Raw genomic sequence first — 12,514 nt, 5'->3', positions numbered from 1 at the left:
AAATGCCAGCTAAAGACGTTACGCTTTATGCTAAATGGAATGTTACCTATACGGTAATATTTGATAGTAAGGGTGGCGATGCTGTACCATCAGCAACAGTGACCTATGGTAACACGGTTGCAAAACCATCTGATCCAGAAAATCCGTCATTAGATGATACGATAAAAAATGTCACTGATGCTAATGATGCACCAGCTCATGATTTTACTTTTAAAAATTGGTATATAGATGAATCATTGACAACGCCTTTCGATTTTGACACACCAATTACATCAAATATCACGCTCTATGCGAAATGGGGCTTACCGATTGTAGAGTTAGGAGGCCATGACGATGGGACGCTTGGTACACAATTTGATAGGGTTTGGCTTTCTAATAGCTGGTGGCGTGTTCTAAAAGCAGATATGGCAGACTCTAGTAATGGCAATCAAGCACTCATCATCAAAGAACAAGCCTTAACCGACCAAGAAACTTGTGATGGCGATGTTATGGTGCAGTTTGATACCACAGGAAAGAATTCATATTTCCATGATGCAACAACAGCGACTGGTTATGGAGAAAGTAATCTTAAAAAAGTGATTGACAAGTACTACGAGGACAATATTGCGTCAACTTATAGCAATTACGTCCTACCTGTTGATTTAGATCAGCCGAATTGGACGCGCTATAGCGAGAATATGTCGTTTAATACAGTCTCTGGAAGAGCAATAGATTACAAGAATTGGGTCTGGCAAGATATGCAGTCTTACTACACGGATGCTCGTTTTCCAATCTCGTTGGCACCTCTAACAAACGTGAACGACTTTAAACAACAAGCTTTTGCCTTGAGTTATGGTGATATCCAAACCCTAGATAAAAGCACGTTTGGTGAATATGAATATGCTGGTGGATCATCAATGTCAAATGGCAAAGACATTTATACCACTTTGTTAGACTTTGGTAACGTTGATGCCAACCATCATGATTTTTGGCTTAGGTCAGCTGGTCGTATCGCTACTGCTCCAGGATTTGTTTATGCTGGTAACTTCTGTAACTATACTTTCTACCACGTTGTCAACGAAAAATTACCAGTTCGTCCCGCTTTAGCCATCCAATTAGATTAACAATCTAGTAAGATTACCTAGGCTAGTCATAGATGTACTAAAATTCAATTTAAAAGCAAGTCACATCAATGTGACTTGCTTTTATACAAACTATCGTCAATCAAACTCCTACCGTTGTTAGGGAGTTTGATTGACGATAATAAAAAATTCTCTTAGCATTCAAATTGCTAGGAGAATTTTTTTCAATCAAACATTCAAAACTTTATTCAAAAAGTCTTTCAATCGTGGATGTTGTGGATTTTCAAAGACTTGATCGGGTGTGTTGTCTTCTAAGATTTCACCGCCATCCGTGAAGATAACGCGGTTTGCCACCTTACGTGCAAAGCCCATTTCATGTGTCACGATGAGCATGGTCATGCCCTCTTTGGCAAGCTCTTGCATGACTTCAAGGACATCACCGACCATTTCGGGGTCAAGTGCTGAGGTTGGTTCATCAAAGAGCATCAGGTCAGGATCCATCGCCAATGCGCGGGCAATCGCCACACGTTGTTTCTGACCACCAGATAAGCTCTCAGGCATGGCATCAGCTTTATCAGACAGCCCAACTTTTTTAAGCAAATCAAGGGCTTTCGTATGTGCCTCATCTTTGCTCATTTTCTTGAGCTCGAGTGGTGCATAAGTAATATTTTCAAGTACTGTCATGTTAGGGAAGAGGTTGAATTGTTGAAACACCATACCGACTTCTTGACGGACTTGATTAAGATTAGTTTTTGTATTGGTCAAATCATAGCCATCTACAATAACAGTGCCAGATGTAATTTCTTCTAAGCCGTTCAGTGTTCTCAGGAAAGTTGACTTACCAGAACCAGATGGACCGATGATACAAACAACATCACCTTCGTTAAAGCGTGTCGTGATACCTTTTAAGACTTCATTACTACCAAATGACTTATGCAAATCAGTGATATCAATTTTCAATTTTGCCATTATTTCATATTCCTTTCAAGTCGACGTGCAAAGATAGTTAAAGACAGAATAACGACGAGATAGATTAATGCAATCAAACCGTAAACTTTGAATGATTGGAAGTTACGCGCAACGATGATTTTACCAGTTTGGAGTAATTCAATCAAACCGATAGCTGAGATAATCGTTGTATCTTTCAGTGAAATGATGAATTGGTTAACCAAACTAGGAATCGTAATTTTAACTGCTTGTGGGAGAATGACGCGGCGCATTGTTTTAACATAAGAAATACCAAGTGAGCGTGAGGCTTCCATCTGACCAATCGGTACAGAATTAACCCCACCACGGACGATTTCAGCGATATAAGCTGAGGCATTCAGTGTGAGGGCAATAACACCCGCAACATAATCATTAAGTGGACTAGAGTGACCTGTAATTGATTCAATTAAGTTGGGGATACCGTAGAAGATAAAGATGGCAAGTACCATCAGTGGCACACCGCGAACAAGATCGACATAGACTCTTGTAAAGCCCTTTAAGAATTTACTTGGTGAAACGCTAAATAGACCGAAAATAACACCAATGATTAAGGCTAAAATAAAGGAAACAATCGTTAACGAAAGTGTATAACCAAGTCCTTTGGCTAATTGTTGCCAGTTATTTTTGATAATACCAATTATAGTAGATTCATCCACTTTATTGTCTTCAGAATCTGTATTACCCATATATTTTTCTACGATGGTGTCATATTGACCGTTGGCTTTGAGCTTAGCGAGTCCAGCATTGAACATGGCAAGCAATTCAGGATTTGTGCCTTTTTTAACAGCAAATCCGTATTCCCCGATTTTTTCAGGTTCAAGCGGTGTTGCAAACTTCTTGCCTTGTAAGATTGCATATTTAACGACAGGTTCATCATCCATAAAGGCATCAATAGAGCCAGTATTTAAACTTTCATACATGGTATCCGCAGCATCAAAAACTTTTACAGAGTAACCGTATTTATCTTTGTTTTTATCAAGAAAGGTTTGAGATGCTGTACCGTTTTTGACACCGACTGTTTTCCCTTTCAAATCTTTATAAGATTTGATATTAGTGGTCGTGCTTTTGACAGCAATGGTCGCATTAGCAGTGAAATAAGGATCAGAGAAGTCAAAGACTTTTTTTCGTTCATCTGTGATTGACATCCCAGCAATCATGCCGTCAGCATGACTAGCTTGTGTTTGGTCAATTGCGGTTTGGAAACCGACGAAGTCCATAGTGATATTGAATTTTTGATTTTTGGCAATTGCCTGCATCAAATCAACATCAATCCCGACATATTTTTTGGAAGAGTTTTGGAATTCAAAAGGTGCAAAAAGAGAGTCTGATACGATGCGATAGTCTGATTTGACTGGTTTAATGTCTTTTTCAGTCTCAGTTTTGATATATTTATTGAGGATAGCATCGTAGCCACCATTATTTCGGAGTTCTTTTAAGGCTTTATTAAAGCCTGTAATCAAATCAGCATGTGTGCCTTTTTTGACAGCAAAACCGTAGTCGCCAATTTTTTCACCGGACATATTGATTTCAAAATCTTGTCCTTGATTAATGGCGTATCTGAGCACTGGCTCATCATCCATAATGGCATCAACAGCACCGACTTTTAAGCTTTCATATAATTGAGAGCCTTCATCATAGGTTTTAATCGTATAGCCGTACTTAGCTTTGTTTTTCGATAGGAAATCTTGTGATGCTGTGCCATTTTTCACACCAACTGATTTCCCTTTTAGTTGATTATAGGCTGAGATTTTATTGCCTTTTTTGCTAGCAATGACAACTGATGATGCATAATAAGAATCAGAAAAATCGAAAACTTTCTTCCGTTCATCTGTGATAGACATCCCAGCGATAACACCATCTGTCTGACCTGCGTTTAGCTGATCTAGGGCAGCTTGGAAACCTGGGAAGGATTGGTCAAGTTGCCAACCATTCATCTCAGAGATTTTTTGCATCAAGTCAACATCAATTCCGACGTATTTTTTATTGGCATCTTGGAACTCGAAAGGCGCATAGGTCGAGTCGCTGGCTATTTTTACCACTTTATCTTCGGCTTTAACAATAGTTGCCGAGAATAAGGTGATGAAAACCGTGAGTAGCATCAATAATTTATTTTTCATGTTTGATTCCCTTTCAAAATATTCAAACTATATTCTGTATAATTCTATCATAAAAATGCGAGAAAATAAAGAACAGTTTTTTGATATGTTAGTTTTTCTGACATTGTAATCAACATCAAACGTTGATAGCTTTTCGAATCAGCTATAACCATTGAACAAAGGGGAAACGAAAAGCACCAGTCATATCAGGTGCTTGACGATAGTTTAGAAAATTAACAAGTCTTTTGATGTTTGCGTAAAACTTTTTGCACCAGTTTCTGTTACATATAGACAATCTTCGATACGTACGCCCACTTGATTCGGGATATAGATACCAGGTTCAATTGAGAAACACATCCCCTTTTCAATGGTAATATCTTTGCTACCGCCGATTGAAGGAAATTCATGCACATCCATGCCAATGCCGTGTCCGGTTCGGTGTGTGAAATAGTCGCCATAACCAGCTTTAGTGATGACATCTCGCGCCACCTTATCAACCTCAAAGGCGGTCACACCAGGTTTTACAAAGTCAAAAGCTGCTTGTTGCGCCTCACGTGTAATCTCGTAAATCTTTCGGTCAACATCACTTGGCTGACCAATCGAAATTGTCCGACTTGCATCAGAGGCATAACCATTAGACATAACACCTAGGTCAAAAAGCAGAAGTTTATTTTGTTGAATCGTCACAGCCTCTGGAACCCCGTGAGGATTAGCCGCACGAGCTCCCGTCAAGACCATGGTATCAAAACTCATCTCAGAGATACCCTGACGCTTCATTTCAAACTCAATCTTTGCGACCACATCCATCTCTGTCAGCCCAGGTTCAGAGCCTGCAAACTGAAAACCGATGTCAAAACATCTGTCCGCATAATCACCCGCGACGAGCATTTTTTGGATTTCATCGTCAGATTTGATTAGACGCATTCGGTTAATCAATGGTGTCAGGTTGTTAAAAGAGATGCCGTCAAAGACGGATTTGAGACCGTCAGACTTACTGAGAATCAGATGATCATATTCGACTGCAATTGTTTTAATCTGGTGTCCCGCCAAGTGAGACTTGATTTTAGCCCAAGGATTTTCATTGTCAGCGTAACCGATGACATCAAAATTAACATGGGCTTTAGCTTTTTCAACCTCAAGCTCGGGTGTGAACAAAAGTGGCTCGCAATCAGGGAAAATCATCAAACCTAAAATACGTTCGTGAGGATCCATTGAAAAGCCTGTTAAATAGTTAACAGTCGTTGGATTGGTGATAAAAGTCATATCCCAATTTTCTTTGCCGAGATATGTGGCAATGTCAGTTAGTTTTGTCATATCTCTATTTTGCCACTTTGTCACATAAATTACCATACAAAAATAGGCCATAGTTATAAAGTTTAAAAATTGGAATAAATTAAATAGGATGCTTTTTAGGAGAAACATATGATATAATCATTATGTCAATCATGTTTTACAAATCAAAGGAGGCCTTATGTCACAAGCAACACCAGAATTAGCAGCATTGCAAGCAAAAATTCATGCTAGAGATCCACATCAGCCAGAGTTTTTGCAAGCTATTGATGAGTTTTTTGCCAACCTTACCCCCTTTTTGGCGCAACATCCAGAAATTTTAGAACATAATTTAGTAGAAATGATTACGGAGCCTGAGCGTGCCATTCAATTTCGTGTGCCGTGGCAAGATGATGCCGGCAAGTGGCAAGTCAACCGAGGGTTCCGTATTCAATTTAATTCAGCAATAGGTCCTTATAAAGGCGGTTTGAGATTTCATCCCTCAGTCAACCTATCTATCCTTAAATTTTTAGGATTTGAACAAATCTTTAAAAATGCCTTAACTGGTCTACCAATTGGTGGCGGTAAAGGTGGTTCAGATTTCAATCCGAAGGGGAAGTCTGATGCAGAAATCATGCGCTTTTGTCAGAGTTTCATGACAGAATTACATCGTCATATTGGTCCTAATTTAGATGTTCCAGCAGGTGATATTGGGGTAGGTGGTCGTGAGATTGGTTACATGTATGGTCAATATAAGCGCTTGCGTGGTAACGCTCAAGGCGTTTTGACAGGTAAAGGCTTGACTTTCGGTGGTTCTTTAGCACGGACAGAAGCGACTGGTTATGGTCTTGTCTACTTTGTTAAACATCTTTTAGCTGACCAAGGTGATAGCTTTAAAGATAAGAAAGTCATGGTTTCAGGTAGTGGTAATGTCGCTATCTATGCGATTGAAAAAGTCCATGCATTGGGTGGTCTCGTTGTTAGCGTTTCAGATTCTTCTGGCTATATTTATGATCCTGCTGGGATTGATTTGGCACTTTTGAAAGAGATTAAAGAAGTCAAGCGTGCGCGTCTGACAGAATATGTTAAAGCTAGACCAGAATCTGAATATATTGCAGACCAATCTGTTTGGACACTTCAAATCGCCGCAGACATTGCGCTACCATGTGCGACTCAAAATGAAATTTTACCTGAACACGTTCCTGGTTTAATCGAAAACGGTGTTAAAATAGTTGCTGAGGGTGCGAATATGCCAACAACGCTTGAAGCAGTTGACTTATTACAAACTGCAAAAGTCATTTACTGTCCTGGTAAAGCAGCGAATGCAGGTGGTGTTGCGGTATCTGCTTTGGAAATGAGTCAAAATTCAGCACGTTTGTCATGGACATTTGATACTGTTGATCAAGAATTAGATAAAATCATGAAAATGATTTATGAAAATTGTCGTGATACAGCTCAAGAATTTGGCTTGGCTGATAATTTACTAGCAGGTGCTAATATTGCTGGTTTTAGAAAAGTTTCTGAAGCAATGTTGGCTCAAGGTCTCGTTTAAGCAACAAGATAATCAATTGGTAAACGCGCAGTGCAAGTAGGGTGTTAGGGTGATTTTGTTTGAATCACGACGGCACCCTCACAAAGCGTGTTTTTTTGTTTTTTAGGAATTATCGTGCACGAATGTAAGTGATTAGGCGTTAAAGTAGTTATTTTAATTAAAAAATATATTTTTTTGAAAAAAAGTGAAAAAGTTCTTGAAAACCTTTTCATAAAGTGATAAAATGGATAGGAATGAAATGAAAATATTATTTTCATGAAAAAAGATACAACAGAAAATAAGGAGTATGTCATAATGGAAAGCGAAACAATTACAATATACGATGTCGCACGTGAGGCAGGTGTCTCAATGGCAACGGTCAGCCGCGTTGTTAATGGGAATCAAAATGTGAAAGAAACAACACGTCGTAAGGTTTTAGACGTTATCGAACGTCTGGACTATCGCCCAAATGCAGTAGCTCGTGGTCTTGCCTCTAAAAAGACAACAACGGTTGGTGTGGTGATACCCGACATTGCCAACAGCTATTTTGCGAGTCTAGCGCGTGGTATTGATGATATTGCAACGATGTATAAGTACAATATCGTCATTGCAAATTCAGATGGAGAAGATGGTAAGGAAATTAATGTGGTGAATACTTTGCTTGCCAAGCAGGTTGATGGTCTTGTTTTCCTAGCGCATAATCTGTCTGATAAAATTCGTGCTGAGTTTTCGCGTACGCGTACGCCAATCGTTTTGGCTGGTGCTGTTGATCCGGAAGATCAAATTCCGTCTGTTAATATTGACTATACGGTTGCGACTAAGGAAGTGACGCTGGAGCTTGCCAAAAATAATCAAAAAATTGCGCTCGTGGCGGGTCCGATGGTTAATGCGATTAATGGTAAGGAACGTTTGGTCGGCTATCAAGAGGCTTTAGCTGAATCTGGTTTGACTTTCTCTGAAGGTCTAGTATTTGAGACAACTTATAGCTATCCTGCTGGGTTGAAATTGGCAGAACGGGTAAAGGCATCAGGTGCGACTGCAGCTGTTGTGACGGATGATGAAGTAGCCGTTGGGTTGCTGAATGGTTTGGTTAATAGTGGTGTTAAAGTACCAGAAGAATTTGAAATCATCACGGCTAACAATTCGGTTATCACAGAATTTACACGGCCAACGCTTTCTTCTATTGAACAACCCTTGTATGATTTAGGGGCGGTATCAATGCGTCTTTTGACAAAAATGATGAACAAAGAAGAAGTGGCAGGTAAGCGCGTGATTTTACCACACGGTTTTGTTAAACGTGGTTCAAGTAAATAAAGGGACATTAAAAATGTAGACTGAGGTCTATATTTTTTTTGTTTTCTGCTAGCTACTATACATTGAAAGAAAAATTAAGGAGACTCATGATATAATAGTGGAAAGCGCTTTATTACGTTCTTAATTCGCCATAGATTACATAGAGGTTAACATGTCTAAAAAAGTCACACTTTCGACGCTTGTCGTTTTAAATTTTATCATCTACATTTCCCTAGGTTTACCGGATTCTATACTAGGGAGTGCCTGGCCAAGTATGCGTCAGAGTTATGAGATGGGTGCCAGTCAAGTCAGCTACTTGACAACAATTATGCTGCTTTTTTCGTTTTTCTCTAGTATGCTCTACACTAAAATTGCCAAATATTTAACAGTTGCGCAAGTTATCTTAACCAGTATGCTTTGTGTGATTATTGGTTTAATATTAATGATGATAACTTCAAATCCGATTGTTCTTTTTCTCGCCACACCTTTTATGGGTATCGGTCAAGGCGCAATCGATGTAACGGTCAATCACTTTGCGGCCAAGCACTTACCTAGCGCTCTCATGAGTCTCCTCCATGGCTTTTATGGCGTAGGTGTTAGCATGAGTGCTGCCATTCTAACCTTCTTCTTGTCCACTTTTTCAAGCTGGCGTTTTGCGATTGGTGCGATTGCCTTGTTTGAAATTCTGATTTTACTATTGATTTTTGTTTATCGCCATCATTTCGCCGAACGAGACGACAGCCAAGAAATGACTCCACAAAAAACTAACGCAGAAACGACTCAAAAGTTTAAACTTGGCTATTTGATCAATCCTATTTTTTACTTCTTTTACGCCATAGAAGCAGTCACGGGAATATTTTTAGCGACCTACTATGTTGAAAATTTCCAAGTCAATAGTGCTCAGGCAGCCTTTTTCACAACACTATTTTGGCTAGGCTTAATGGTCGGCCGATTCGTCACGGGTGCTCTAACACGCTTCATGCAAGATAAAACAATTATTTACAGCCACATAGGGTTACTATTACTGATGAGCATTACCCTCTTTCTACCACCAGGCCTTTATACAATGGGGACAGTTTTCTTGTTAGGATTGGCGATGGGGCCCCTTTATCCATTGATGATGATGTTACCCAATCAAATGTATCCTGAGCTAATCGCTCAAAGGGTTATCTCTTATAATGTCGGATTTTGTATGCTAGGGATACTCGTTTTTCCGCTGTTATTTGGTGCTTTATTTAAGATTTTGAGTTTTAGTATTTTTCCGACTCTCATCTTGATGTTGACTGTTATATTATCAGTTTTAGTCGCCTTAATTTTTAAACAAGTGAAAAAATAGCAAGTTAAAGCTATTTTTTTTGATCATCTAATTTGATTTTTATCGAAATAGTGGTATAATCTATTTAGAGATAAAACGAAATAGAAAAGGAGTGAAAGCTGATGAGTTTACAAGTGACCCTCAAGGCGATTTCAAATCCTGTCCGTCGAGATATTTTGACACTATTAAAATCAGGTCGACTGTCTGCCGGTGAGATTAGTGAGCAATTTGCCTTGAGCAGTGCCACGATTTCAAATCATTTAAAGCAGCTAAAGTCTGCTGATTTGATTCGGGAGAGTAAGTATAAAAATTTTATCTACTATGAACTCAATCTCAGCGTATTTGAGGAAACTATGTTGTGGTTGAAAGATTTTACAGGAGAAGACAAATGAAGTTAAAGAAATTATTATTGCCGACGGTGGTTGGCTTACTCCCCATTTTAATGGGGGTAGCTGTCTATTCAAAATTACCAGAAAAAATGCCCATACACTGGGGATTAGACGGTGAACCGAATGGTTTCGCAACGAAATGGGTCGGAATTTTGATCTTGCCTTTGATTATGGTTGTGGTTAACTTGATCGTTCAGCTTAGCCTAGAGACGGCACCGAAGACAAATCTCAAACTTGGTAAACTGATGCTTTGGCTGCTGCCTATTATGTCGGTGATCTTTCAGATCTTAATTCTGAGTCAAGCACTAGGCTATCATGTAGAGATTGGCTTGATCACCATGGTGATTATTGGGATTGTCCTTATTATGTTAGGAAACTATATCCCTAAAACATCACAAAATAGAGTTGCTGGTTTTCGTTTTCCTATGACGATGCGCAATCCAGATAATTGGCAAAAAACGAACCGTTTGGGCGGGATGATGCTAGTTATTTCAGGTATTCTGATGATTACAGGTGGTATCATTAGCATTTGGTATCCAATGGTTGTTGTGCTAACCTTTATCGTGATTTTTGTCTTAATTGTCCTAGTACCGTTAGGTTATTCAATCAGATTAGCGCATCAATCATGATTTGATGGCATGTGAGTATCAAAAACATCTCAAAATCTATATTTTGAGATGTTTTTTTATGTTTTTAGGGTATGTTTATACTTGACACTATACTATTTATGGTATAGTATAATGGTATATAGTAAATAGTATAGGAGGGTATATCATATGACGATTCAAATACCAACTGCTTTACTGGATGGGAGCGTGCTTGCAATTCTTGACAGTCAAGATATGTATGGCTATTTGTTGACAAAAGAAATTCAGAAACATGTGAATGTATCAGAATCTACCATGTACCCAGTTTTACGCCGTCTACAAAAAAATGGAGACTTAATCACCTACGATGAGGCATTTGAGGGACGAATGAGGCGGTATTATCAGATTACACCATTGGGCCAAAAGCACTTGGTTGAAATTAAGCGGGAGTGGCAAGACTTTTCGGCAGGAATTAGTGAAATTTTAGGAGGTGCAGCATGAGTTATTTACAGGATTTACAGGCAAATTTGAAGGCTCTTCCTGAGTCTGAAATTAGTGATGCCATGCTTTATTATGAACAGTATTTTTATGAAGGTCAGCTGACAGATGGTCAGGCAGTGTCTGAGTTTGGGACGCCGAAAAATTTGGCGCGTCGATTGGTTGCCGATTACTATATGGATGAGGCGCGTGATGTACCAGAAGAAAATCAAAAATCACCGCTTGGTCTGGCTAAGATTATCATCCTAGCTCTGCTCGCTTCACCAATTTTGATTCCCGTTGCAATCACAGTTATCGCACTGATTTTTGCTATTGTGGTAACCTTTGCGGCTCTTGCTTTTTCACTTATTGTGCTTCTTGGGTCATTTGGTTTTGCGGCTGTGATATGTGTTATCGGTGGTATTCTAGTTTTGACCCAATCTGTCCTAGGCGGTTTATTTTACATTGCAGCTGGTATTGCCGTCATTGGTGGATTTATCCTGCTTTGGCCCCTCGTCATGTCCATGGTTAAAGGCTTAAAGCATTGGGTGTTTGTGATGATTCGTTGGATAGGGAAGAAAACTGTCGGTAGAAAGGGTGTGCAGGATGACGCATAAAAGAAAAATGATAATTGGCGCACTGTTACTCACTGTGGGAACATTAGTGGCAGCTATGATTTGGCAATTTGAAAAGCCAGGTAGTCTGGTTTGGGATGATGGTTTCAAGTATCAAACGGAGTCAAAAATGTCAGGTGAACTTGTGACGCATGATCTGCCAGTTGTGCCGTCAAAGATTACAGCGCTTGAGATTGACGTGAAAAATGCAGATGTTAAAATCATCAAGGGTGAGCAATTTAAGGTGACAACACGAAATTGGTCATCAAAAGGTGCCACTCAAATTAGTTTTGATGCCGGTCAGCTGACGATTAATGATAGCGAGGGTGAAGCCAGTCGTTCTAGTTTTGGAATTGGTATGATTATTAGAACGAACCAAATCACCATTACCCTACCAGAATCACAGCATCTGTCAACTCTTCTTGTTAAAAGTCGCAATGGTGATTTGGATGTTGAACAGGTGTCTGTTAAGACAGCACAAATCATGGCTACGAACGGGGACACAAAATTTGAGCGTGCTACCTTTGGTGACTTGATGATGACGAGTACCAATGGTGAGATTCAGTTAAAACGGACTAGCATCGAAAATGGGGGTCAAATCATCAACCAAAATGGTGATATTGAGATCAAAGACAGTCGTCTGCCAACCTTTTATGCCAAGACGAAGTGGGGCGATGAGGATGTTGAGTTGCATCATGATTTGAGACAATCTAGCCAAAGTCAGGCTAAATTAGTGGTGACGAGTCAAAATGGTGATCTTGAAATCGACTAATGACTAATAAAGTAGAAAATGTTTGGCTTTAAGCCAAGCATTTTTAATTTTCCTCCAAAATCTAGGGTAATTCTTGAAAAATAAGATGAGCTATGTTAAGGTTAAATTAATATGCCACTGAAC

12 protein-coding genes are annotated in these 12,514 nt (G+C 39.3%); 9 read left to right on the top strand and 3 right to left on the bottom strand.

The annotated features are described in order from the left end of the window. On the top strand, positions 1-1,103 hold a 1,103-nt coding region (locus tag RR45_RS02815), incomplete at its 5' end, for an InlB B-repeat-containing protein (RefSeq protein ID WP_143465079.1). Between the two features lie 186 nt (positions 1,104-1,289). Here RR45_RS02815 and RR45_RS02810 read toward each other — a convergent pair. From RR45_RS02810 to RR45_RS02800, 3 genes are all read right to left on the bottom strand, one after another. After that, on the bottom strand, positions 1,290-2,030 hold the full coding sequence (locus RR45_RS02810; protein ID WP_031365741.1) for an amino acid ABC transporter ATP-binding protein: 741 nt from the start codon (positions 2,028-2,030) through the stop codon (positions 1,290-1,292). Next, the gene (locus RR45_RS02805; RefSeq protein ID WP_031365740.1) at positions 2,030-4,165 is read right to left on the bottom strand and encodes an ABC transporter substrate-binding protein/permease; all 2,136 of its coding nucleotides are present in this window, start codon (positions 4,163-4,165) and stop codon (positions 2,030-2,032) included. Before RR45_RS02805 ends, RR45_RS02810 begins: the two co-directional genes overlap by 1 nt. A 204-nt stretch (positions 4,166-4,369) precedes the next feature. Beyond that, complete coding sequence (locus RR45_RS02800; protein WP_031365739.1) at positions 4,370-5,458, bottom strand: M24 family metallopeptidase; 1,089 nt, start codon at positions 5,456-5,458, stop codon at positions 4,370-4,372. A gap of 157 nt (positions 5,459-5,615) precedes the next feature. On the opposite strand from RR45_RS02800, the gene gdhA reads away from it, so the two are divergent. The 8 genes from gdhA (at position 5,616) to RR45_RS02760 (ending at position 12,391) form a co-directional block, all read left to right on the top strand. Then, positions 5,616-6,965, top strand: coding sequence for an NADP-specific glutamate dehydrogenase (gdhA, locus tag RR45_RS02795; RefSeq protein ID WP_031365738.1), 1,350 nt, complete (start codon positions 5,616-5,618; stop codon positions 6,963-6,965). A 294-nt stretch (positions 6,966-7,259) separates the two neighbouring features. Further along, positions 7,260-8,258, top strand: coding sequence for a catabolite control protein A (gene ccpA / locus RR45_RS02790; protein ID WP_031365737.1), 999 nt, complete (start codon positions 7,260-7,262; stop codon positions 8,256-8,258). A gap of 151 nt (positions 8,259-8,409) precedes the next feature. Further along, a complete protein-coding gene (locus RR45_RS02785) occupies positions 8,410-9,573 on the top strand; it encodes an MFS transporter (protein ID WP_072353401.1) in 1,164 nt (387 codons plus the stop codon). A gap of 101 nt (positions 9,574-9,674) precedes the next feature. Continuing rightward, positions 9,675-9,944: an autorepressor SdpR family transcription factor gene (locus RR45_RS02780; RefSeq protein WP_031365735.1), complete on the top strand. Its 270-nt coding sequence runs from the start codon at positions 9,675-9,677 to the stop codon at positions 9,942-9,944. Continuing rightward, complete coding sequence (locus RR45_RS02775; RefSeq protein ID WP_031365734.1) at positions 9,941-10,570, top strand: DUF1648 domain-containing protein; 630 nt, start codon at positions 9,941-9,943, stop codon at positions 10,568-10,570. Before RR45_RS02780 ends, RR45_RS02775 begins: the two co-directional genes overlap by 4 nt. 147 nt (positions 10,571-10,717) lie before the next feature. Further along, a complete protein-coding gene (locus RR45_RS02770; protein ID WP_003137818.1) occupies positions 10,718-11,029 on the top strand; it encodes a PadR family transcriptional regulator in 312 nt (103 codons plus the stop codon). Continuing rightward, entirely contained in the window at positions 11,026-11,622 is a 597-nt protein-coding gene (locus tag RR45_RS02765) for a DUF1700 domain-containing protein (RefSeq protein WP_031365733.1), read from the top strand. Before RR45_RS02770 ends, RR45_RS02765 begins: the two co-directional genes overlap by 4 nt. Next, positions 11,612-12,391, top strand: a complete 780-nt coding sequence (locus RR45_RS02760; RefSeq protein WP_031365732.1) for a DUF4097 family beta strand repeat-containing protein — start codon at positions 11,612-11,614, stop codon at positions 12,389-12,391. Before RR45_RS02765 ends, RR45_RS02760 begins: the two co-directional genes overlap by 11 nt. Positions 12,392-12,514: the final 123 nt, after the last annotated feature.

It is taken from the genome of Pseudolactococcus chungangensis CAU 28 = DSM 22330, from assembly GCF_002441885.1.
Lineage (GTDB): Bacteria > Bacillota > Bacilli > Lactobacillales > Streptococcaceae > Pseudolactococcus > Pseudolactococcus chungangensis.
The sequence above is the reverse complement of the archived record's forward strand: the minus strand, read 5'-3'. Positions and strand labels throughout refer to the sequence as shown.